The organism is Lacticaseibacillus nasuensis JCM 17158 (assembly GCF_001434705.1).
Classification (GTDB): domain Bacteria; phylum Bacillota; class Bacilli; order Lactobacillales; family Lactobacillaceae; genus Lacticaseibacillus; species Lacticaseibacillus nasuensis.
In genome coordinates, this window is the sequence record NZ_AZDJ01000030.1 from 344954 (window position 1) to 367031 (window position 22078).

Below are 22078 nucleotides of genomic sequence, written 5' to 3' on the forward strand. Positions count from 1 at the left end.
TTTAACGTCGGGTAAGCAACAATAACGCCGTGAGCACGATCATACTGCCGCCGGCGACCCAGTCGCGCGAGTGATACGCCAGCACCCGAAACTTGCTGCGCCCATCCCCGCCTCGGTAGCCGCGCGCATCCATCGCCGTGGCCAGGTCTTCGGCAATGCCGAAGCTGTCGACGAATAACGGAATCAACAGCGGCACGACCGCCTTCATTTGCTGGAACAAGCCGCCGGTGCCGAAGTCCACCCCACGGGCACGCTGGGCGTTCATGATCTTAGTAGTTTGATCCATCAACGTCGGCACGAAGCGCAAGGCGATTTGTAACACCAAGGCCAGCTCGGTCACCGGCACGTGAAGGTAGCGCAGCGGCCGCAGCAGCGACTCCACCGCATCCGCCAGCGACAGCGGCTGGGTGGTCAGCGTCAGTAACGTCGACACGAAGATGATCAACACGAAGCGGCAGAAAATATACGCCCCGTTGATCAACCCGTAGTGCGTGACGTGTAGCCACCCCCACTGCCAATACACGTGCCCGCCGGTGGTGAAAAAGATCTGCAGGCCGACGGTAAACAGAATCAGCCAAATCATCGGCCGCACCCCGCGGAGGAAAAAGCCGATGCGAATGCGGCTGGCGGCGATCATCACCATCACGCCGGCAAACATCACTAGGTAACTCAGCCAGGTGTTGGCCATGAAGACGATGGCGATGAAGTAAAAACTGGCCAGCAACTTAGTGCGCGGGTCGAGTTGATGCACCCAGGAATTGCCCGGCAGGTAGCGCCCGATAATCAGTTTATTCATCGCGCTCACCCGCCTTTACCGGCAGCTGCGGCAATAACGCCGCGGCCAAGGCAGAAGTGGTTAACGGCAGCTCGGCAAACTTGAAGCCGCGGCGCTGCAACGCCATGGCCATTTGCGTGGTTTTCGGCAGGCCCAGCTGATTGGCGGTGAGCCACACCGGGTCGGCAAAAATTTCCCGCGGCGTACCGGTTTTCACCAAGCGGCCGTGGTCCATCACTAACACGTGGTCGGCGTAGTCCGCCACGTCGTCCATTTGGTGCGTAACTAACACGACGGTGAGGTGCTGCTCGCGGTGAAGCTTGGCAAACAGCTGCATCATGTCGCGACGACCGGCGGGATCCAACCCAGCGGTGGGTTCGTCCAGCACCAACACCGACGGCTGCATGGCCAAGACCCCGGCAATGGCGACGCGGCGCATTTGCCCGCCGGACAGATCAAACGGCGACTGGCTCAAGACGCTGGCCGGCAAGCCGACCAGCGTCACCATTTGCTCGGCCAAGGCATTGGCCTTGGCCTCGGGCACCCCAAAATTCTTCGGGCCAAAGGCGATGTCGCGGGCGACGGTTTGCTCGAAGAGTTGATTCTCGGCGAATTGGAACACCATCCCCACCTGCTGGCGCAGCGGCTTGAGGTTTTTGTTGCTGGTTTCGCTGGTGATCTGGCGGTCGCCGATGGTCACCGTGCCGCTAGTGGGCTTGAGCAACGCATTCAAATGCTGCAAAAGCGTCGACTTGCCACTGCCGGTATGCCCGATGATGGCCGTGTAGCTGCCGTCGTGAATGGTCACCGAGATATCCTGCAAGCCTTCACCGGCAAACGGAGTGCCGGCTTGATAGGTGTAGCTTACATGGTCGAATGTAATGTCCACAGGTAATCCACCAACCCTTCCGCATCCAGATACGCTGCCGGTACCGCCACGCCGCGCTGCGCCAACGCCGCCTTGAGTCGGCCGGCGTATGGCACATCCAGCCCCAAATCGATCAGTTCCTCACCATGGCGAAAAATCTCCGCCGGCGTGCCGGTTTCGACGATTTCGCCATCGTTTAACAACACGATGCGATCGGCTAACGCCGCCTCGTCGATGTCATGCGTGATCGACACCACCGTCAGCGGCCGCGCCGCGCGCAACTCCCGAATCAGGCTCAGGATTTCTTGCCGGCCGGCGGGATCCAGCATCGACGTCGCCTCGTCGAGGATAATGATGTCTGGGGTTTGCGCCACGATGCCGGCGATGGCCACGCGCTGCTTTTGCCCACCGGATAGGCGCGCCGGCTCCCGCGTGGCGAACTCGGTCATGTTCACCGCCGCGAGCGCGGAATCGACGCGCTTGATCATTTCCGGCCGCGGCATCCCGCGGTTCTCCAGCCCAAACGCGACATCGTCGGCCACCGTGGCGCCGACGAATTGATTGTCAGGATTCTGGAACACGATGCCGACCTTGGCGCGAATGTCCCACACGGATTCCTCGGTCAGCAGCTCGCCGCCCACGGTCACCGTGCCGCTGCCAGGCGCCAGCAAGCCGTTGATGTTTTTGGCCAGCGTGCTTTTGCCGCTGCCGTTATGGCCGATGATGGCCACCCACTCGCCACTGGCCACGCTCAGCGACACATCCCGCAGCGCCGGGCGCGGGGTATCCGGATATTGATAATTCAGGTGCGCGATTTCAATGGCCTGCGTCACGTCACGGCTTCCTTTCCAGGTACGAAATGTTATACCCGTATATTTTATCAGTGGGAGGCGTGATTGAACAGGGGCAAGCAAAACCCACCGCTTGCCGATGACCAATTCGGGTTCACGTCCACCAGTTACGTCTACCACGAAGCGGAAAAACGCTCACAAACTAAAATTCGCAGAATCAATCACAAAATTTAACCGTTTACAACGATTGTGCTATACTCGTCTTGAGAATCATTCTAATTTATTGGAGGCAGGTTTATGACTATTGAAATTCGTTACTTCAGCAAAACCGGTAACACCGCGGCGGTCGCCAAACTCATCGGCGACCAACTCGGCATCACTGCCAAGCCAATCAGCGAGCCCCTGCCCGCCCACGTTGACCTGTTGCTTTACGGCGGCGGTGGCGTCTACATGACGCGGCCCAACAAGGACGCCTTGAACTACGTGAAATCGCTTGACCCGAAGCAGGTGGGCAAAGTCAGCCTCTTCGGCACGGCCGGCAGCCAAATGTCCGGCGAGCACAAACTCGCCGAGCTCCTCGAACAACAAGGCATTCCTCGCGAAGAACCCAGCTTGTTCCTCCATGGCATGATGCCAAACAAGCCGGACTTCAACGACAAGCAGCAACAACAAATTCACGACTACGCGGCCGGCTTCACCACCGCCGTGCATTAACGCCAAAGCGGCACCAGCAAAACATGCTGGTGCCGCTTTTTGATACTAGTAAAACGATGGCTTATCGCCGTCTGTGCCTGGCTGGTTCACCCCAAGCGATTCGCCGATGTGCTGCTGCGGATCGTTGATCAGCTTCACGACCAAATCCGCGATACTCTTGCGCGACACCTCGGTGCCCTTGAACGGCTCACCTTTTTGCGTCAACTCGTAGCTGACCGTGTCGGCGTTACTGAGCCACGCCGGGCGAATAATCGTGTACGCCAAGCCGCTTTGTTCAATCACCTTGGCTGCCGCGGCGTAGGTCTCGAGGTAGCCGCCATCCAGCATCTGGTGGTTCCATTGGCCAAACGCGCCGGGCACCTCGTCGTAAATTCCCAGCGTCGAAATCCAAATCAGGCGCTTGACGCCGGCTTTGGTCATCGCCGCAACGACGCTTTTAGCCTGCGCTTCGATTTTGGCATTACCCAAGTTGGCGTAAACGACATCGATCCCGGCCATGGCCTTGGTCAAGGCCGCCGAATCGAGGACATCCCCGTCGACGACTTCCTCGCGGGCCTGGTCGGTGATTGTGAGCCGTTCAGGCTGCCGCAGAAATAACCGCAAGTGGTGGTCGGTTTCCTGCAACAACTGGCTAGTGGCTAACCGCGCGATTTGCCCGTGGGCACCTAAAATCAATACATTTGTCATGTGTTACCCCTTCTCTCCTTACTCATTATAAGCGTAAGTGTGCGCCGGTGCCAAAAAAACCTCGGCGGTTAGGCCGAGGTCATGGGACTAGTCACGAAATTCAATGAGCTGATCCACATCGTAACGCGGACTGGCAATCGGCTTTTCCGCCGGCTTGCCGATAGACACGGCCATCACCGGGACGTAGCGCGCCGGATCCAGGCCAACCGCCGGGAGGATCTTCTTGAAGTCGTAGCCCGACCACGGGTTAGCCTCATAGCCATGCGCCCGCGCGGCCAACAACAACTGCATCCCGACCATGGCGCCATCCAGGGTGGCGTCCAAGGTCAAGAAGTTGCGATCGGCATGCTCATACAGGGGCAGGAAGGTATTAAAAATCGATTCCAGCTTTTCTTTCGTGATGTCGCCGGCTTCGTAAACCTTATTCCACAATTCGCGATAAACCTTGTGCGATTGCGTATCCCCGGCGATGTAAATAATCGTGCTGGCGGTATCAATTTGTGGATAATTGAACTTCATCGCCGCTTCCTTCAACTTTTCCTTAGCGGCTGGTGTATCGATGACAACAAAGTGCCACGATTGCAGATTGCAGGCAGACGGCGCGGTGGTCGCCTCCTTGATCATCGCCTTCACCTCATCATGATCGATGGTCACACTCGGGTCGAACTGGCGAATCGAATGGCGGTTCGTCATCACATCAGTAAAATCATTGTTGACGATTGACATTATCAACACTCCTTCACGGTCAATTTTGTATCCGCCTTCATTATAGTGCTTCCGGGCGACTTCGTGAATCAACAAACAGGTTCTCAGGTGTCGTTTCTGGCCCAAAGTATCCGGATGCGGATGTCATTTGCGCCAGGCTGCGCACCGTTTTGCTTGACAAATTTTGGCAAAGAGCGGATATTTACGGCATGTGCTAAATGGCATTAACAATATAGGGCATGCAATTGTTTGCACCGCCGACTTTGAAGGAGTGGACACCACATGATTCGAAAAGAATTCTCCACCTTGACTCAGCATAAGGGGTTAATGCTGACGATGGTCGCGATTATCCTGATTCCATTTTTCTACTCGTTTTGTTTTCTGACCAGCGCCTGGGATCCTTACGGTAACACCGGCAAGATTCCCGTCGCCGTCGTCAACCTCGACCAGCCCGCGGAGCTTCAAGGCACGAAAATTACCGCCGGCGCCGACACAGTGCACAACCTGCGCAACGACGACCAGCTCGAGTGGCACTTCGTTTCTGCCGCCAAGGCGAAGGCCGGGATGAAGAACAACGACTACTACACCGTCGTCACGATTCCCAAGAACTTCTCCGCGCACGCGGCAACGGCGCTTAACGCCCACCCCAAGCAGATGAAGCTCACCTACCAAACCAACGGCTCGCTGAACTATGTTTCTGAGATTATCAGCCAAGTCGGGGCAGATAAGCTGAACAGCCAAATCAAGGAAAAGGTCACCACCGCCTTTTTGAATCAGCTCTTCGCCAAGATCAACGGCATGGGCACGCAGCTCAAAACCGCCGCGGACGGCTCGGCTCAACTGAAGGATGGCGTCGGCCAGTACACCGATGGCGTCACGCAGGTCGACGACGGCCTCAGCCAGCTCAACGCCAACGTACCCGCGCTTTCCTCCGGCGTTCAGCAACTCGCTACCGGGGGCAATCAGCTCAACGCTGGGCTTGGTACGCTCTACAGTCAGGTGCCGACCTTGGCCAGCGGCGTCAACCAGTTGAACAACGGCGGCGGCCAGCTGCAAACCGGACTAGGACAACTGAAGAACCAGACGCCTGCCCTAGCCAGTGGTGTTGGCAAGCTCAGTGACGGCGCCAACCAGCTCTCCGCGAAAATCACCGGCAGCGGCAAACCCGGCACGCTTGCCAACGGAATTAAGCAACTCAACGATGGCATTAAACTGTTGAAGCATTACACCTTGGAGAATCGGCAAGCAGAAAATACTGTAGATGAAACCACGTTCACTGCCCCGCCGTTGCCGACTGCGGTGAGTCAGCTCCAGGCTGGCATGGTGACGTTACGCGCAGCAGTGGATCACCAAGCAAGTCTGATTAACAAGGTCTTCTTACAATTCGACATTCCAGTTAAACCTAGCGTTGCCGGAATGACCGCGGACGATATGGCCCAGCTCGGGATTACTGCAGACTCTCAGGTATGGCCACTCATTCACTACGAGAACGCCCAACGTACCACTACCGCCGCGGCAGATCAGAAGCTTACCGCGCTCGAAACAGCCGTATCCGCGACCGGCGATGCGGCGGCAAAAAAGGCGCTCGAGGAATTCAAGACCGCCTACACCCAAGAAAAAACGGCGAACGCCGATGCTTACGCTACCACTAAGAACTACCTGAAGTTTGCCAAGACCAGCATCACGCGAACAGACACTCAAGCGAATGGTACCCCGCTCGGGCTCCAAAAAGCTGTTGCCTTGTTCGACGAGAACCTCACGAACTTGAACAACGAACTGAGTAATTCAAAAACCAGCGGTCACGAGGCGTATGCAGACGCCGTCAATAAGTTGGTTGTCGGCATGGCTCAACTCAACGACGCAGTTAACGTGTCGAAGAAAACCGGCACACCGAGTCTGAGCCAGGCTATCACCCAATTACAAGCCGGTCTCAATCAACTTAACTCGAAGGTCCCGGCATTAACTTCTGGCGTCAACCAACTCTACACCGGCTCCACGCAATTGGCCGGCGGGTTGAACCAACTGCAAGGTAACGTCCCGGCGCTGACCTCTGGCGTCTCCCAGTTGTATACGGGATCCGGCCAGCTCGCCACCGGCTTGAACCAGCTCAACGGCAAGGTGCCGACACTGGCGAGCGGCGTGACCCAGCTGAAGGACGGAACGACGAAGCTCACGGCCAACAACGCCAAGCTCAACGACGGCACGGACCAACTGGCCACCGGCTTGGCCGATGGCTATCAACAGCTGTCCGCCACGAAGCTGACGAAGCTCACCGCCAAGATGTTTGCCGCGCCGTCTAAGGACGTCCAACTGAAGTACACCACGGTGAAAAACTATGGCGCGGCGCTGGCCCCTTATGTGCTCGCCTTGGCCCTGTTCATCGCGATCATCATCTTCAACTTTGCTTATCCGATGAAGCGCAAGGACGCAGACGACCAGTCGTTGTTGCAATGGCTCGGCGGCAAGGTCCTGATGGGCACGCTGGTGGCCGTGGCCGCCGGGTTCACCGAGGCAACCTTGATCATCCTCATCAGCCACTTACCGGTGGCCCACGTTGGCGCCTTTTACGCCATTACGATTCTCTTTGCGCTATCGGCGATGTACCTCACGCAAATGCTCAACATCGCCTTTAACCGCGTCGGCATTTTCATCGCGTTAGGGCTGTTGACGCTCAGCGGATCCGGCGGCTTATTCCCGGCCGAAACCATCAGCCCGCTGTATGAAAGCACGCAGAAGTTCCTGCCGATGACCTACGCCATTAACGGCTACCGGGATGCCATTTCCGGCGGGATTGCCGGCGATACCGTCGCCATCAGCGTCATGTTGCTGGTGGTGGTCGCCTTGCTGAGCCTCGCGTTGATGCTCCCCGCCGCCAAACTGCGTGATCCCCAATCTACCACTTCCCCAACAGACTAACGGAGGCCCGCGATGGCAGATGGTGACTTGCTCGACGCTTATATCGACGTTTACTTTACCGCCTTTAAGTACATCGGCGATTTGATTTCGGCACCGATGAAGGCCGACAAATTGTCCTTTGAACAATTCATGATCATGCGCGACCTGGACGCCGGCCACGAGTTGAACCTGTCGGCCATCGCGCGCAAACGCCGCGTCACCAACGCAGCCGTTTCCCGGCAGCTGAAGCAGCTGCTGGAGCGCGGCGTCATCACCCAGGAACGCGACACCACGGACCACCGGCGCTACCACTTGCGCTTGACTAATCACGGAGCCATCGTCACCCACCGGCTGAACACCACGATTCACAAACGGTTTTACGGCTGGGTGGAGATTCTCGGTGAGGCCGACACCCGCGAGTTGCTACGCATCATGGGGCGCGTCGGCGAGCATATTATCGCCAAAGAGTTTCCCCAATAACGCCAACAAGGCACCAGCGAAAATTCGCTGGTGCCTTGTTTTGGTTCACGGTTAGGCTTGACGCTTGCGGTGCCATGCCGCGGTGCCGCCGATTAGGGCCAGCAGAAGCATACCACTGACCATGGCGGTTTGCCCGCTGAGGTCGCCGGTCGTCGGCAACGTTTTGCCTGTGGCCGGTGCAGGCTGTGGCGCGGCCGTTGGTGAGCCCGGTGTCGCTTCTGGCGTCGAGGTCGGCTGCGTTGGCGTCGTCGGCGTCCCTGGTTGGCTCGGTGTAGAGGGCTGGTGCTTCACATAAGTCAGCACCAGTGTCTGGTCCGGTAGCGTGAGCGTGCCGGTGAAGGCGCGCGCCAGGGTGGTGGCGCCATCCGGTAGCGTCGCATCACGATAGGCATACCCATCAAGGGTCGGGGCGACGTAGTGATACCCGTTGCCAATGGCGCCTTCAAGTTCATTCTTCCCCAGTAAGTTGCCGTGCTCATCCTGCAAAACGATGTGCAGCGTCGCCGGCGTCTCTGTAGGCACTTCCCCGGCGTTTTGCCGGTAGATCAGCGTCAAGGTCTGGGTTGGCGCCGTCAACGTGCCGGTGAACGTGCTGGCCGCGGTCGTCGTACCATCCGGCAGTGTGGCGTCGCGATAGGTGTAGCCGCCCAGCGTCGGGGCCGCGTAGGAATACGCGTTGCCGATCGCGCTTCGCAGGTCATCGGTGCCCAAAGCGTTGCCGTGCTCATCCTGCAGAACGATGTGCAGCGTCGCCGGCGTCTCCGCTGGTACTTCCCCAGCGTTTTGCTGGTAGATCAGCGTTAAGGTCTGTGCAGGCGCCGTCAGGGTGCCGATGAACGTGCTGGCCGCGGTCAGCGTGTCATCCGGTAGCGTCGCGTCGCGATAGGTGTAGCCGCCTAGCGTCGGGGCCGCGTACGAATACGCGTTGCCGATAGCGCTTTGCAGGTCGTCACTGCCCAAAGCATTACCGTGTTCATCTTGCAGAACGATGTGTAAAGTTGCCGGCGTTTCCGTCGGTACTTCCCCGGCGTTTTGCCGGTAGATTAGCGTCAAGGTCTGCGCCGGCGCCGTCAGCGTGCCGGTGAACGTGCTGGCTGTGGTCGTCGTGCCATCCGGCAGCGTGGCGTCGCGGTAGGTGTAGCCGCCTAGCGTTAGGGCCGCGTACGCATACGCATTGCCGATAAACGCCTGCAAGTCGTCACTGCCCAGCGCGTTGCCGTGCTCATCTTGTAGGACAATGTGCAGCGTTGCCGCCGTTTCCGTCGGCACTTGGCCGGCGTTTTGCCGGTAGATCAGCGTCAAGGTTTGCGTCGGCGCCGTCAGCGTGCCGGTGAACGTGCTGACCGTGGTCGTCGTACCATCCGGCAGCATGGCGTCGCGGTAGGTGTAGCCGCCTAGCGTTGGGGCCGCGTACGAAAACGCGTTGCCGATAGCGCTTTGCAGGTCATCGCCGCCTAGCGCGTTACCGTGCTCATCTTGTAGGACGATGTGTAACGCGGCGGCGGTCACGTCCGGCACGGTGCCTGTCAGCGGCCGGTATGTGACCACGACGTATTGGTCAGGGCTGTACACGGTCAAATCGCTCACCGCCGGCACCGTGGCCACGTCAGGCTGATACCCGGCCAGGGTTGGGGATGGCTTGGCGGCAAAAGTGGTGGCCGTTGACTGCCAAGGCGTCGTGCTGATGACCGCCCCGCCATTGCTGGACCGGGTGACGCTGCGCGTAAAGGTGACTGTGTCAGTTTGACTCGGCGCCGCTGTTGTGTGATCGGCAAACTGGTACACGATTGTTTGGTGAACCACCTTGGTTTGCGTCGTCGTGACTGGTGCCTGCGGGTTGGCGTAGACATAGGTGACGGTGATTGGCGCATCGCCGACGACGCCACTGGCGTTTGCCGGCGTGGCCACCAGCGCGTAGCCCGCCGGAATCAAATTCGTCGGCAAGGCGCTGGTGGTGTAATCATCCCCGACGTGGTACTCGGTGGTTTGCGGTTGAATGATGTCCGTTTGGGTGCCATCGTCCGCCTGGGCGACGTAGCGCACCGTGACGGTTTGCGCGGCAATCACCGTGGCGGCCATCGTTTGCACATTCGTGGCGACGTTGCCGGTGCGATCGACGCCCTTGAACGTCGAGGCAAAGGTCACCGTTGCCCCATCGTCGGCCCCAGTAATGCCTGTCACCTGAATCGGTAAAATGGCGGCTACTGCGGTATTGGCACCGAGTTGCCCAGTGGTGAGGATGACGCTTCTGACTTGGGACCAATCGTTGATTTGCTCGGCCGGCACAAAGTCGGTAAGGACCAGCTGGCCGTCGCCAATCGTCGGCACGGTGGTGGCATACAGCAGCTCGCCGGTATCGGTGGAGTCGCTGGTGATGCTGCCGGCGTCGGCAAGCACGAGGTCAAACGCATCGCCATTGGCCTTACGCGGTAGCACGACCAAGTTTTGCGTCCATGGTGAGGCCTCGGTGAAGGAATTGATGGTCACCAAGCGCATGGTGCTGGTGTCCAGGCTCGCCGTCGCGCTGCTCGTCGGTGCCTTGAGAAAATGCGCGGTGGTCGCCGCGCCATTGGCGGCATCGTAGCGCAGGTAGGTCACATCGGGAGTCATGCGGTCATCGATGCCGTTGCGGTTTTCAAACAGGCCCGGGATCAGAATCTCCGGGGTCAGCGGCAAGGCGGTGCCGCTAAGCGTGACGGCTTGCCCGCCGATGGTGGCCTGATGGCGCGTGATGAAGTCGGCGGTATAGGTTGGATCGTCGTATTGGACGAACCAATCGCTAAAGTTCATTTTCCCCGGTAAGGCGTCTTGCTTGACGGTCAGCGCCAGGTTGACCACACCCTTGCTGGCCACCACATCACTAAAGTCGAGGGTATACACCAGCTCGCCATTCGGGCCGACCGGACCAAGCAGCGTGGTGTACTTGACCAGCGGTGCCGACGTGTCTTGGCCGTTTTCGGTAAAGGTCACCGTGCTGCTGGCCAAATCGAAGGCGAAGTTGTTCGGTACCGTGAAGGCGTACCGCCCGATTTTACCGGCGTAAGCGGGGTTCAGCACCACACCGGCGCTAACGTCGGCGCCGATGTGCACCAGTTTGCCGTTGCTGTTCGACCAGCCGTCGACGTCGACTCCATAGGCCTTCTCCGTGTATGGCAGCACCAGCACGGGAATCGCCTTGGTCAACGCGGTGGGCTGCTGATCGGAAACGTAGCTGACGCTATAGTCAAAACTGGTCCCAGGCGCTTGCGGCGTGTCGGCCCAGCCATTGCTGGTAAGCACGGCCGCGAGCTTTTGGCCCGCAGGAATCGTCGCGTACTTGGCGACGATGGTGGCGACGCCTTTGGTCCCATCTAGCCCAAGATACGCCTGGCCCGGCGCGCTGGTCACCGTCGTGCCATCCGTATAGGTGGCTGTCAGGCTCGTGAGCTTGGCAAAATCGCCGGCAGTTAGCGTGAACTGCACGGCCTTGACGCCGTGATAGTCGAAGGTCAGCGTGGCGTTTTGCTGGGCGATGTTGCCGGTGTTGAGGTAGCCGGCGTCAAGTTGGCCGGAGGCGGGCTGGTTGATGCGGTCCTTGTCCTGCGACGCCATCGTTTGGTTGGCGTCCAGGCCGTCCTTGTACACGGCGGTCACCGGCTGTCCAGCCACCATCACATCCATGACGGCGGCGGTGCCAAAACTACTGGTGGCCACCGGCGTCGTGGCGACGGGCTTGGCGATGGCCGCGGTCACCGTGGTGGGCATGAGCTGCACCAAATAGTGGGTCGTCGTGGTCGACCCATCCGGCTGGGTGACGGTGGTCGCCCGCTCGGCTTGCTTCTGGGCATAGGTCAGATCAACGGTAAATTGATTGGCCTCGGCGCTCAGCGGCTGGGTATAGTGGCCCCAAAACATCAAGGTGGTGATGGCATTCCAGTTTTGGTTCACTGGCAAGGCGACGTTCGTTAAGGTTAAGGTCGTGCCCGTTTGGGTCAACAACTGATCATCGGTGCGCGGCGCATTTTCGTCACCCGCCAGTGTGGCCATCCCGCCGCCAACGGCCCGGTTGTCTTCAGCGACCAACCCGGATCCATCGAGGACAAACCCCGCCGGCACCGTGATGCTGCCAGACGCGTTCACGTTTTCCCCGGCGCCGAGATACAGCGGGGCGGCATGGTCCTCATTCGTGAGCCCCACCCCATAGACATACTGCTGATTCGTCACGAGGTTGGCGTGCCCACGCTGGTTTTGGTCCAGGGTCAACGCACTTTGCTTGGCCGGCACCGTGACGGTTTGCTGGGTGGTGGTGTCATGCTTGTGCGCGATCTTCACCACGTTTTGGTAATTCAGCGTCGCCTGCTGCTCGCCGTTGATGGCCAAGGTCACGGGGTAGCTCTCGGTGTGCGCGGTCAACAGGTCGGTGGGTGCGGTTAGTTTTCTGAAGCTAAACGTCGGCCCCATCACCCCGTCTTCGGCGGCGGTGAAGGTGAACAGCGTCCCGCTGAGGCCGTTTTGCGTCGTTTTGGTCATCACCACGTGCAGCTGCTGGGCCTTGTCGTCCGCCTGCAAGCCGCTTAAGGCATCCGGGACAAAAATCGTCGCCACATCCCCGGCCTTCATGGCAAAGGCCGCTTGAAACGCCTGATTGCCCTTGCCGCCGTCTTGGGTGACGCTGGGATTACCAGTCGTGGTATCATCCGGATACGTCGCCGTGTAGGTCACCGTTTGGTCCCCGGCATACAAGGCCAGGCTCGGCTGTTCCGTCCCCGCCTCGCCTTTGACAGGCGGGTGGCCCGTTGGTTGCGCCGCCGCAGCCTGCAAGGCCACGTGATTGGCCTGCGTGGTGGCTGTCGTGGTGGTGGTTTGGGCGGTGTCATCCGCCAAAACGGCCTTTGGTTGGCTGAACGCGGCGGCCCCCACCACCAACGTCCCCAAGCCAGCCGCCAGCCACAGCTTACCTGCCTTATAAAGTTTGATCCGCTCCGTGCGTTGTGTGGTTAATTTCGTCATGATCGACTCCTCCTCAGACTTCGCACTCCCATACCTGCAGTATACGAAGAATCCAGAGGGCAACAGAAAAGCGGGCATATCTGCCCGCTTTTCGTCGCTTCGATTAACTGTTGGTTGCCGGCAGCAACCACGCCGTCAGCGCTGCGCTGGTCGCCTCGGCGGGGGCACTTAGCGCCGGCTCCCCCAGCGCCGCCACCGCCTGCATCATGGTCGGCAACGCCGCGACGGTTTGGCGGTCGCCGGCGGCCGCTTGCGCAAAGGCGTTATAGATGTGGCGCATCACCCGCGGCAGCATCACCCATTCATTGAAATCCTGCTGGTTAAACGCCGCCAGCAACGCCTGGTACACCGGCCAGTCGCGCTCGGCAATCGCCCGGTCAAACCAGCTCACGAATAAGTCACCGGTGGGGATGGCCCCGATATTACTCAACGCCGCCACCGAATTGTCCGAGCGCGCGGCCAGGTCGCGTAGGGCTAGCCGCCAAGTCGTCGGCGCATCCAGCAGCGGAAACAAGGCGTCTGCCAGCTGAAAATCGGCCTCAAACCAGCGCGACTGCTGGAACAAATCGGTCAATAACCGCTGCCGCCACGGGTTGGCCGCCGTCGGCTCGTTCAGCCGCTGCGCCCAGGCCAGCGCCAGCCACTGCTCGCGCTGCCGAGCCGGGTCGCGGGTGTGGCGATAGTCGGCGGCCAGCACGGCGGCTAAGGCCTGGTACTGACTGCCGCCGGCCTGCTGGCGGCGCAGGCGGGCCACGCCTGCCCCTGGCGCCTCAGTGCCCGCCGGCAACATGGCGGCGTCCAGTTGCCGCCAGTTGCGCAGCGTCGGCGCCAGCCGGCGCAAGAACACAATCAGGTGACTGCTGGAGGTATCGATGATGCCGCGTTCAAACCGCGCGTAGTTCGTGCGCGACATCACCCCGTCATACAATTGCTTAGGCGCATAGCCGCGCCACTCGCGCAGGCGTTTGATGGCCGGGCCTAACTCGTTCATGATGCCCCTCCCAACCTGACGCCTGGGGTTAACCACGCGCGCAACGCCTCAATTTGCTCGGTCAACGCGTCACGCAGCCGCGGCAAATCTAGCGTGGTCAATAACGTCAGCACCGCCGGCAGTTGCGCCAAGGCCGCCTCATCGCCGGTGTGCGCAGCCGCAAACAAGTTGCACACGCGCCGAAACACCAACGGCGCCGGGTGACATTCCGTCATTTGCAGGCGGTTAAACTCGTCAAGCAAGGCCTGGAAAATGGCCCAATCGCGTTGGCGCACGGCAGCCACCATGCCTTCGTTGAGCACGTCGCCTGGCGCGATGAACCCGTAGCGCAACAGCTCCGGCGACTGTTGGATCAGCGCCAAGTACCGGCGAATGAGCTGCAACGCCGTGGCCGGCGGCGCGATTTCCAACAAATTGTACAGCATCTCGATATCACCGGTGGACCAGCTTTCCGCTTCGGTGAGCAGAGTCACCAGCTTGGCTAACCACGCGTTGGGCTGGTTCACGTCTTGCTGCTGAGCGTAAAACGCGGCATACGCCAAATACAACCAACGCCGATGCTGCATCCCCGGCAAATGCCAGCGCGCATTGGCGTCGCTGGTTAACTTGGCCGCCTGGCGAAACGGTTCGGGCGCCTCTTCTTGCGTACCTTGTGCCACCAAGACATCCAGTTGCCGCAGCAGCGCCGCCTGCGCTTCATCCGCCTGCTGCAAGGTGTAGTACCATTCGCGCAGGCTGACGTTGAGCCGTCGCAACATCAAGTAGAGATTCTCGGTGCCCGTGTCGATGGTGCCGCGCTCAAACCGCGCATAGTTGGTGCGCGACATGATGCCATCGTACACCTGCTTCGGCGTCGCCCCGCGCAGCTGGCGAAACGTTTTGATCACCTGACCTGACGCAATCATCCACTCACCTCCTATTACCGGTATCATACCAGCCTAATGCCACCTCGACCACCAATATTCGCCGACAACAAAAAAGCGGCCAGGCACCGCCCGACCGCTTCGACACGAAGGCTACATCTTCATACCCATTTTCTCGTAAGATTCCATGCCCGCCATCCACAACTCGCTTGGCTTGATGCCGCGCTCCTTGGCAAAGGCGTTCATCAACGTGTCCATGTCCATCAGCTTGTACTTGGGTAACGGCTTGCCCGGCTCATAGGTTTGAATCTGCGCCATCATCCCACCGTCTTCGTGCTCGATGATGTGGCAATGGTACATGTAGACGCCTGGCAAATCAAACTTGACCAACAGCCGCACGGTTTCGCCCGGGTTGACCCCGACCGTGTCCTTGAACCCAGTTTCATTCGGGTACGGCGCGTGGCCGTTGCGGCTGATCACCAGAAACGAGGTGCCGTGCATGTGGAAGGGATGCACCATGCCGCCGTGCATCTCGTTGGTGTTGGTGATGTCCCAGTACTCGGCTTGCCCTACCGGCTGCTTGGCGTCGATGCGCTGCATGTTAAACTTCTTGCCGTCGAGCATCACCTGCTCGTCCATGCCGCTCATCACGACCTTGCGCACCGGCAACGCCGGATCGACCGTCGGGGCCGACACCGTGAAGAGGTGCTCCGGCAATGCGGTATTGTCTGGTTGAAACGCGTGAATGCGGAACTCAACGATTGGCACGTCATCGGCAAACAAGGTGACCTTGTCGCCGGGCTGGCGGCCCTTAAAGTCGACGACGATTTCCGCCCGCTCCGCACAAGTCAGCATCAGCTTGGTCATGGTGACCGGCGTCGGCAATAGGCTGGTGTCGCCAGCAATCTGGGTGAACGGCAAATCATCGCTGAAGTGCAACCGCCACTCGCGGCGGTTGGCGCCGTCCAGCAGCCGCAGCCGCAGTTTTTGCGTGGTGACGTCAAAATACGGGTTCACCGTGCCGTTGATCACCGCCGTTGGGCCTTGCACGCCATCGGGATCGTAATCGGCGTGATAGTCCAGCTGGTTATCCTCGTGGAAGCGGCGATCCTGCAAGACTAACGGGATATCGTCGACGCCATATTCATGGGGTAGCGGCAGGCTGGCGCTGTGCGCATCGGTGACCAGCACCATCGTCGCCAGGCCGTGCCACACCTGCTCGGCCGTCGACGGGCACGGATGCGCGTGTAGCCAAGTCGTCGCGGCGGGTTGGTCAAGCGTGAAGTCGATATGCTTCTCTTCGCCGGGGTACACCGGCGCGTGACAGCCACCGTCCACATACGGGCCGCTGACAATCAAGCCGTGCCAGTGGAACGTGGTCAACTCGGGCAGGTGGTTTTGCAAGGTGACGTGGATGTGCTTACCCACCGGAAAGACGATGGTTTGCCCCAGCACGCTGGCGTTATAGCCCCAGGTCTTGGTCTTGGCGCCGGGCAAGATCTGCGTCTCCCCGGCCTGCGCCGTTACGGTGTAGTAAACATCGGTGGCCGTTTCGCGGTCGGGCTTGAGCAACGCTGGAATCGCCAGCGGCTTGGCGGGCACCGCCGGCCGTTCCAGCGGCACGTAGCCGCCATCGTGGGTGTTATAGGCAGGTTCATCGAAGAAGTAATCGGTATAAATAGGTTTCGTCATGAGTAACCTCCATGTCACGCTATTTTATAACAGTTCTAGTTTAACACTGGTTCTTGTTTGTGTTAAGGTTAGGGCGCACTAAACCAAGGAAATATTTCATTTTCCGAATAAGGAGTGGAGTCAAATGAACACAATGTCCAAAACTGTCGCGTGGGTCATGGTGGCCCTGAATCTGGTGTTGATCGGGCTGGTTGCGACCATGCACAACATGGCGGCCATGTACCTGATGGCCTTCATCATGCTGGGGGACTCGCTGTGGAGTCTGCACGGCTGCTACGCGCATGGTGAGGCGCGCAAATGAGCGCCGCGGTCACAATCAACCGGCGCGCCTTTACCGCGACGTTACTCACCGGGACGTTTTCAATGTCGATTTCGCAGTCTGCGTTGAGCACCGCCTACCCGGCGTTCATGCGCGACTTCAACCTGCCGGCCAGCACGGTGGCCTGGCTAACCACCGGGTTCATGCTGGTGATGAGCCTGATGATTCCCGTGTCGCCGTGGTTGCTGGCCAACGTCGGCTTTAAACGCCTGTTTCAAGGCGTCGTCGCCACCTTCGCCGTGGGCACCGCCTTATGCATCTGGGCGCCAAGCTTCACGTTGTTGATGATTGGCCGGCTGCTCGAAGCCGTGGCGGTCGGTGTCATTTTTCCTAGCTACCAGACGGTGCTGCTCACCATCACCGACGCCGCTCACCGCGGCGCCACCATGGGCATCGCCGGGTTGGTCATGGGCTCGGCGTTAGCCGTGGGCCCAATCATCTCCGGCGTGTTGTTGACCTGGTTCTCCTGGCGCGCGCTATTCACCTTGTTCATTCTGGTGGCGCTCGGCGTATTGATCGCGTCTGGGCGCACCATTACCGACGTGATGACGCTGGCCCCCAGTCGCTTCGACTGGCCGTCCGCCGTACTGGTGGCGAGTTTTCCGGCGCTGCTGTACGTGTTGTCTGCAGCCACGAACGGCGGGCTCACGCCGCCGCTAATTGGCCTGCTGGTGGTCGCCGTGCTCGCCGGCGGGTGGTTTGTCTGGCGGCAGCTGCACGCTACCAAGCCGCTGCTGCAACTGCGCGTCTTTGCCACCGGCGTCTTCACCCAGTCGGTGCTCCTCACCGGGATTTCCTACATCGGCCTGATCGTCACCACCATCGTCATGCCCTTATATTTTCAAACGGTGCTACACGTGTCGCCGCTGGTGTCCGGTCTGTCGCTGGTCCCGGCTGCGGTGGGGTTGTCCCTGTTGAACCCCCGCGCCGGACGGCTGCTTGATCGCCTCGGCGCCCGGCCCGTGGCCACCATCGGCATGAGCCTCATCGTCATCGGCTTCTTGCTACTGGGACTCTTGGTGGGCCACCTACCGCTGTGGCTGGCCATCATTGGGGCCATGATCACCGAAGCCGGCAACGCCTTTGTCATGATGCCGGCGGTGACCGCTGGCGCCAACGCCTTGCCACACGAGTTGATCCCAGACGGCACCGCGGTGACCACCACGGTGCGCCAGCTCCTGGGATCCACCGGGGTCGCCGTGGCCACGTTGATTCTGAGTCAGGTGCAAGCCGCCACCGGTAGCGCCTTGGCCGGGTTCCGCGCCACGTTCTTGGCCTTCGCCGCTGTGGGCGTCGTCGGTTGGCTGCTCGCCATTCGCCTCCCCCAAGCATCAGCGCCAGCGAATGCGCCCAGGTAGGGCGGATTAAAGCCGGCAAAAAATGCGCGATGACAACGCTTTGAGAATTCATTCAACTCCGCGTGAAATCCTGCATATTATGGTTTAATGCCCACCCTGTTCTTTTCGCGCGCTAGCCGATGGGGCACATGGTGGGAGCCGCGCTTTTCTCGCCGGCGACACGCGCTCAAACGTTGCATACACTGTGGAGCTGAACCATTCACCATTGGCGTGCACCACACACGCCAGCCCAAGTGCAAGCAAAGGCCCACAAACGCCGATATCACAGCGTTTGTGGGCCTATTTTTAGTTAAAGAACACCCTGGGCATAACCCGGTTTTTGTTCACGGTTCGTGACTCGTGTCCACACGTTGTGAACAGGGTCGAAGCCACTTGAAGACACAAAAAAATCATTTGAGATGGAGACACCGGTTACCCGGTGCTCTCAAGCTAGACTCGGCAGGCTGACGCCTGGGGTTGCCCCCTACCACGAAGGTAGCCAACATCGTAACGCTCCATCGATCAAATGATCAAAGTGAATCGACCCGGTGGGCCAATTCGGTTTTGTTAAATGGTGCCGTGGATTAAACCAGTTCGATGATCACCATTGGTGCAGCATCGCCGCGCCGAGGTGCCGTCTTCAGGATCCGCGTGTAGCCACCATTGCGTTCCGCATAACGCGGGGCAATGTCGCTGAACAACTTCTGCAAAGCATTCTGGACTTCGACGCCATCGTCGACTTCCTTGATGCTGGCAATCGTGTTGCGCAGGAATGCTGCGGCTTGACGCCGGGCATGCAAGTCGCCGCGCTTACCCAGGCTAATCATCTTATCCGTCGTGGAACGGATTTCCTTGGCACGTGCTTCAGTGGTCACGATGCGCTCCTTAACGAGCAGATCGGTGGTCAGATCACGCAGTAATGCCTTACGTTGAGAGCTGGTACGCCCTAATTTCCGGTAACTCATGGACTGTTGGCCTCCTTTTTAATTTAGTCTTCTTTACGCAAGCTCAAGCCCAAGTCGGATAACTTATTTTTCACTTCTTCAAGTGATTTCCGGCCGAGGTTGCGGACTTTCATCATATCGGCTTCTGTCTTGTTGGTCAGTTCCTGAACCGTGTTGATGCCAGCACGCTTCAAGCAGTTATAGGACCGCACGGATAAGTCGAGCTCTTCGATGGTCATCTCGAGCATCTTTTCCTTATGGGTCTCTTCCTTTTCGACCATGATTTCCGCGTTCTTCGCCTCGTCGGTTAAGTTCACGAAAATATCCAAGTGTTCAGTCAGAATCTTGGCGGCCAAGCTGATCGCCTCACGTGGGGAGATCGAGCCGTTCGTCCAAACATCTAACGTCAGCTTGTCGAAGTCGTTGCGCCGGCCGACGCGAGTGCTTTCAACTTGATAATTCACCCGACTGATCGGGGTAAAAATCGAGTCGATGGCCAACACGCCAATCGGCATATCGTCGCGCTTGTTTTGATCCGCAGCGACATAACCGCGACCCTTGCGCACCGTCATGCGAACGTGGAAGTGGCCGCCTTCTGCAACGGTACAAATGTACTGTTCAGGGTTAAGCACCTCAACGTCGCTATCAGTGGTAATGTCAGCAGCGGTGACCGTTGCCGGACCTTCAACGTCGATTTCAATCGCCCGGTCATCATCCGAATGGCTCTTCAACGAGAGCTTCTTGATGTTGAGGATGATCTGCGTGACGTCTTCGAGCACGCCGTCGATCGTGGAGAACTCATGGAGTACGCCATCGATTTGGATGCTTGAGACCGCGGCACCTGGCAAACTAGACAACAGGATCCGCCGCAACGAGTTACCTAACGTCGTCCCATAGCCACGTTCGAGTGGTTCCACGACAAACTTACCGTAGTTGGTGCTTTCATCAACTTTGGTGATGTTTGGCTTTTCAAATTCGATCATACATCTGTACCCCTTTCAAAGCGAGAAGTGAAGTTTTGTCTAACCGACCTAGTGGGGGTAAACAATTAAACACGACGACGCTTTGGCGGACGGGAACCGTTATGTGGCACAGGGGTCACGTCGCGGATTGCCGTTACTTCAAGGCCAGTCGCCTGAAGGGAACGGATCGCGGCTTCACGGCCGGAGCCTGGGCCCTTAACGGCCACTTCAACGGACTTCATGCCATGTTCCATGGATTCCTTCGCAGCGGCTTCAGCAGCCATTTGCGCAGCAAACGGGGTACTCTTACGGCTACCCTTGAACCCAAGTGCACCTGCACTGGACCAGGCAATCGCGTTACCACGAGGATCAGTAATCATAACCAGGGTGTTGTTGAACGTGGAGTGGATATGTGCCACACCGGCTTCGACGTTCTTGCGAACACGACGCTTACGAGTTGTCTTTCTTCCTGCCATCGATTAAACCTCCTTTATTTATTTCTTCTTGCCGGCAATGGTAATCTTCTTACCCTTGCGCGTCCGAGCGTTGTTCTTGGTATTTTGACCGCGAACTGGAAGGCCCTTACGATGACGGATGCCTCGATAAGAACCGATTTCTTGAAGCCGCTTGATGTTCAGGCTGACTTCACGGCGCAGGTCGCCTTCAACTTTATAGTTGTCGACGGCTGCGCGAATCTTGTCTTCCTGATCTGGAGTCAGGTCGTCTTGGCGAACGTTTTCCGGAACACCGGCTTCAGCCAAGATCTTTTTTGCAGTGGTATTGCCAATCCCGAAAATGTAGGTCAGGGCAATGACGATTTGCTTACCACGTGGCAAGTCCACACCTGCGATACGAACCATGTTGACACCTCCTATTGTAGTTTAGTGATTATCCTTGGCGTTGCTTATGCTTTGGGTTGGCAGAGCAAATGATCATCACGCGGCCCTTGCGGCGGACAACCTTGCAGTGCTCACACATCTTTTTAACAGATGGACGTACTTTCATGAGTGATGCCTCCTATATATCCGAACCCAGTGGGTCCGCAGATTCAACGCGTTACTTGAAGCGGTAGGTGATCCGGCCCTTGGTCAGATCATACGGTGAAAGTTCTACCGTGACCCGATCGCCAGGCAGAATGCGGATGTAGTGCATCCGAATCTTGCCAGACACATGAGCCAAAATCGTCGCGCCGTTTTCAAGCTCGACTTTAAACATCGCGTTGGGTAACGTATCCACCACGGTGCCTTGAATTTCGATGACGTCGTCTTTTGCCACGAGTTTCCTCCTAAAATTTATCTGGTGTCACGCGAGAAAAGGGTGAGGCCTAGGGCACTCACCGCACATACCGCGATATTGTACCATAATTGCGTAACTTTGAGAAGTCCCGGCCACGCCGGGCCTCGGGCGTCAGGCGAGCGTGGTGAGAATCTGTTGAATGGCAGCGAAAACCAGGTCGATGTCCTGGTCGCCGTTGACATTGTGCAACAGGTGCCGCTGTTCATAGAAATCAAGTAGCGGCGTATTCATTTCGAGATTGACCTTGAGGCGGTTCTTGACGGTTTCGGGCTTGTCATCTTCACGTTGGAAGAAGTCGTGTCCGCCGCACCGATCACACGTCCCCGCCACCTTGGTCGGGTGATAAAGTTTGTGGTAGGTTGCGCCACAGGTCTTGCAGATGTACCGCCCAGACAGGCGATCCACCAAGACGCTCGGTTCAACGTCGATGTTGATCACCGCGTCAACCGGCTTGTGCAGGTCGGCGGTAATCGTTTCGAGCGCTTCGGCTTGCGCGATGGTGCGCGGAAAACCGTCGAGCATGTAGCCCGCATCGGTGTCGCTTTCGCTCAAGCGGTCCTTGACGATGCCATTGGTGACATCATCTGGCACCAGCGAACCGGCATCCATGAAGGATTTGGCCTTCAGCCCAAGCGGTGTGCCGGCGGCCATCGCCGCGCGGAACATGTCGCCAGTGCTGATGTGCACGATGGGAAAAGCGGCTTCGATGCGTTCGGCCTGCGTGCCCTTACCGGCACCGGGTAACCCCATTAAAATCAAATTCACAGTTC

21 protein-coding genes are annotated in these 22078 nt (G+C 58.7%); 5 read left to right on the forward strand and 16 right to left on the reverse strand.

Annotation, left to right across the window (positions count from 1 at the left end):
* Position 1 precedes the first annotated feature (1 nt).
* From FD02_RS08965 to FD02_RS08975, 3 genes are read right to left on the reverse strand one after another with little or no spacing between them, the layout of a single operon-like run.
* Complete coding sequence (locus FD02_RS08965) at positions 2–796, reverse strand: energy-coupling factor transporter transmembrane component T family protein (protein ID WP_054722498.1); 795 nt, start codon at positions 794–796, stop codon at positions 2–4.
* The gene (locus tag FD02_RS08970) at positions 789–1664 is read right to left on the reverse strand and encodes an energy-coupling factor ABC transporter ATP-binding protein (RefSeq protein ID WP_056951846.1); all 876 of its coding nucleotides are present in this window, start codon (positions 1662–1664) and stop codon (positions 789–791) included. The genes FD02_RS08965 and FD02_RS08970 overlap by 8 nt, the downstream gene beginning before the upstream one ends.
* On the reverse strand, positions 1640–2476 hold the full coding sequence (locus FD02_RS08975; RefSeq protein ID WP_056951848.1) for an energy-coupling factor ABC transporter ATP-binding protein: 837 nt from the start codon (positions 2474–2476) through the stop codon (positions 1640–1642). The genes FD02_RS08970 and FD02_RS08975 overlap by 25 nt, the downstream gene beginning before the upstream one ends.
* Positions 2477–2731: 255 nt before the next feature.
* Between FD02_RS08975 and FD02_RS08980 the strand changes: the two genes are divergently transcribed.
* On the forward strand, positions 2732–3148 hold the full coding sequence (locus FD02_RS08980) for a flavodoxin family protein (RefSeq protein WP_056951850.1): 417 nt from the start codon (positions 2732–2734) through the stop codon (positions 3146–3148).
* A 45-nt stretch (positions 3149–3193) separates the two neighbouring features.
* Here the strand turns inward: FD02_RS08980 and FD02_RS08985 are convergent, their stop codons facing one another.
* Complete coding sequence (locus FD02_RS08985; protein ID WP_054722494.1) at positions 3194–3835, reverse strand: SDR family oxidoreductase; 642 nt, start codon at positions 3833–3835, stop codon at positions 3194–3196.
* 87 nt (positions 3836–3922) lie between these two features.
* Positions 3923–4561 (reverse strand): nitroreductase family protein, encoded by a 639-nt coding sequence (locus tag FD02_RS08990; RefSeq protein WP_054722492.1) that lies wholly within the window; start codon positions 4559–4561, stop codon positions 3923–3925.
* 261 nt (positions 4562–4822) lie between these two features.
* On the opposite strand from FD02_RS08990, the gene FD02_RS08995 reads away from it, so the two are divergent.
* Positions 4823–7456 (forward strand): YhgE/Pip family protein, encoded by a 2634-nt coding sequence (locus FD02_RS08995; protein ID WP_056951852.1) that lies wholly within the window; start codon positions 4823–4825, stop codon positions 7454–7456.
* A gap of 12 nt (positions 7457–7468) precedes the next feature.
* Positions 7469–7915 carry a MarR family winged helix-turn-helix transcriptional regulator gene (locus FD02_RS09000; protein ID WP_056951854.1) on the forward strand — a complete coding sequence of 149 codons (447 nt, stop codon included), beginning with the start codon at positions 7469–7471 and terminating at the stop codon, positions 7913–7915.
* 51 nt (positions 7916–7966) lie between these two features.
* On the opposite strand, the gene FD02_RS09005 is transcribed toward FD02_RS09000, so the two are convergent.
* The 4 genes from FD02_RS09005 to FD02_RS09020 form a co-directional block, all read right to left on the reverse strand.
* On the reverse strand, positions 7967–12904 hold the full coding sequence (locus FD02_RS09005; protein ID WP_056951856.1) for a MucBP domain-containing protein: 4938 nt from the start codon (positions 12902–12904) through the stop codon (positions 7967–7969).
* 103 nt (positions 12905–13007) lie between these two features.
* Positions 13008–13895 (reverse strand): hypothetical protein, encoded by an 888-nt coding sequence (locus FD02_RS09010; RefSeq protein WP_056951858.1) that lies wholly within the window; start codon positions 13893–13895, stop codon positions 13008–13010.
* Positions 13892–14800 carry a helix-turn-helix domain-containing protein gene (locus FD02_RS09015; RefSeq protein WP_056951860.1) on the reverse strand — a complete coding sequence of 303 codons (909 nt, stop codon included), beginning with the start codon at positions 14798–14800 and terminating at the stop codon, positions 13892–13894. The genes FD02_RS09010 and FD02_RS09015 overlap by 4 nt, the downstream gene beginning before the upstream one ends.
* Before the next feature lie 111 nt (positions 14801–14911).
* Positions 14912–16450, reverse strand: a complete 1539-nt coding sequence (locus tag FD02_RS09020; protein WP_054722441.1) for a multicopper oxidase family protein — start codon at positions 16448–16450, stop codon at positions 14912–14914.
* A 124-nt stretch (positions 16451–16574) separates the two neighbouring features.
* Between FD02_RS09020 and FD02_RS11380 the strand changes: the two genes are divergently transcribed.
* Positions 16575–16751 (forward strand): hypothetical protein, encoded by a 177-nt coding sequence (locus FD02_RS11380; protein WP_175265128.1) that lies wholly within the window; start codon positions 16575–16577, stop codon positions 16749–16751.
* Positions 16748–18127 (forward strand): MFS transporter, encoded by a 1380-nt coding sequence (locus FD02_RS09025; protein ID WP_056951864.1) that lies wholly within the window; start codon positions 16748–16750, stop codon positions 18125–18127. The genes FD02_RS11380 and FD02_RS09025 overlap by 4 nt, the downstream gene beginning before the upstream one ends.
* A 563-nt stretch (positions 18128–18690) precedes the next feature.
* Here FD02_RS09025 and rplQ read toward each other — a convergent pair.
* The 7 genes from rplQ to FD02_RS09055 form a co-directional block, all read right to left on the reverse strand.
* A complete protein-coding gene (gene rplQ / locus FD02_RS09030; RefSeq protein WP_056951866.1) occupies positions 18691–19071 on the reverse strand; it encodes a 50S ribosomal protein L17 in 381 nt (126 codons plus the stop codon).
* A 23-nt stretch (positions 19072–19094) separates the two neighbouring features.
* Positions 19095–20033: a DNA-directed RNA polymerase subunit alpha gene (locus tag FD02_RS09035; RefSeq protein WP_054722437.1), complete on the reverse strand. Its 939-nt coding sequence runs from the start codon at positions 20031–20033 to the stop codon at positions 19095–19097.
* Positions 20034–20098: 65 nt separating this feature from the next.
* A complete protein-coding gene (rpsK, locus tag FD02_RS09040; protein WP_056951868.1) occupies positions 20099–20488 on the reverse strand; it encodes a 30S ribosomal protein S11 in 390 nt (129 codons plus the stop codon).
* Between the two features lie 18 nt (positions 20489–20506).
* The gene (gene rpsM / locus FD02_RS09045) at positions 20507–20872 is read right to left on the reverse strand and encodes a 30S ribosomal protein S13 (protein WP_054722433.1); all 366 of its coding nucleotides are present in this window, start codon (positions 20870–20872) and stop codon (positions 20507–20509) included.
* Between the two features lie 28 nt (positions 20873–20900).
* Entirely contained in the window at positions 20901–21017 is a 117-nt protein-coding gene (gene rpmJ, locus FD02_RS11095; RefSeq protein ID WP_003567518.1) for a 50S ribosomal protein L36, read from the reverse strand.
* A 51-nt stretch (positions 21018–21068) separates the two neighbouring features.
* Complete coding sequence (infA, locus tag FD02_RS09050) at positions 21069–21287, reverse strand: translation initiation factor IF-1 (RefSeq protein ID WP_054717703.1); 219 nt, start codon at positions 21285–21287, stop codon at positions 21069–21071.
* Between the two features lie 132 nt (positions 21288–21419).
* Positions 21420–22073, reverse strand: coding sequence for an adenylate kinase (locus FD02_RS09055; RefSeq protein ID WP_054722431.1), 654 nt, complete (start codon positions 22071–22073; stop codon positions 21420–21422).
* Positions 22074–22078 lie beyond the last annotated feature (5 nt).

What these genes read in the sequence shown, in the direction of transcription:
- FD02_RS09000 (WP_056951854.1), top strand. Translation starts at nt 7,469, where the DNA reads ATGGCAGATGGTGACTTGCTCGACGCTTATATCGACGTTTACTTTACC.
- rplQ (WP_056951866.1), bottom strand. Translation starts at nt 19,071, where the DNA reads ATGAGTTACCGGAAATTAGGGCGTACCAGCTCTCAACGTAAGGCATTA.
- FD02_RS09015 (WP_056951860.1), bottom strand. Translation starts at nt 14,800, where the DNA reads ATGATTGCGTCAGGTCAGGTGATCAAAACGTTTCGCCAGCTGCGCGGG.
- FD02_RS09010 (WP_056951858.1), bottom strand. Translation starts at nt 13,895, where the DNA reads ATGAACGAGTTAGGCCCGGCCATCAAACGCCTGCGCGAGTGGCGCGGC.
- FD02_RS08980 (WP_056951850.1), top strand. Translation starts at nt 2,732, where the DNA reads ATGACTATTGAAATTCGTTACTTCAGCAAAACCGGTAACACCGCGGCG.
- rpsM (WP_054722433.1), bottom strand. Translation starts at nt 20,872, where the DNA reads ATGGTTCGTATCGCAGGTGTGGACTTGCCACGTGGTAAGCAAATCGTC.
- FD02_RS08965 (WP_054722498.1), bottom strand. Translation starts at nt 796, where the DNA reads ATGAATAAACTGATTATCGGGCGCTACCTGCCGGGCAATTCCTGGGTG.
- FD02_RS09020 (WP_054722441.1), bottom strand. Translation starts at nt 16,450, where the DNA reads ATGACGAAACCTATTTATACCGATTACTTCTTCGATGAACCTGCCTAT.
- FD02_RS09035 (WP_054722437.1), bottom strand. Translation starts at nt 20,033, where the DNA reads ATGATCGAATTTGAAAAGCCAAACATCACCAAAGTTGATGAAAGCACC.
- FD02_RS08985 (WP_054722494.1), bottom strand. Translation starts at nt 3,835, where the DNA reads ATGACAAATGTATTGATTTTAGGTGCCCACGGGCAAATCGCGCGGTTA.
- FD02_RS08995 (WP_056951852.1), top strand. Translation starts at nt 4,823, where the DNA reads ATGATTCGAAAAGAATTCTCCACCTTGACTCAGCATAAGGGGTTAATG.
- FD02_RS11380 (WP_175265128.1), top strand. Translation starts at nt 16,575, where the DNA reads ATGAACACAATGTCCAAAACTGTCGCGTGGGTCATGGTGGCCCTGAAT.
- FD02_RS09025 (WP_056951864.1), top strand. Translation starts at nt 16,748, where the DNA reads ATGAGCGCCGCGGTCACAATCAACCGGCGCGCCTTTACCGCGACGTTA.
- FD02_RS08990 (WP_054722492.1), bottom strand. Translation starts at nt 4,561, where the DNA reads ATGTCAATCGTCAACAATGATTTTACTGATGTGATGACGAACCGCCAT.
- FD02_RS09005 (WP_056951856.1), bottom strand. Translation starts at nt 12,904, where the DNA reads ATGACGAAATTAACCACACAACGCACGGAGCGGATCAAACTTTATAAG.
- rpmJ (WP_003567518.1), bottom strand. Translation starts at nt 21,017, where the DNA reads ATGAAAGTACGTCCATCTGTTAAAAAGATGTGTGAGCACTGCAAGGTT.
- rpsK (WP_056951868.1), bottom strand. Translation starts at nt 20,488, where the DNA reads ATGGCAGGAAGAAAGACAACTCGTAAGCGTCGTGTTCGCAAGAACGTC.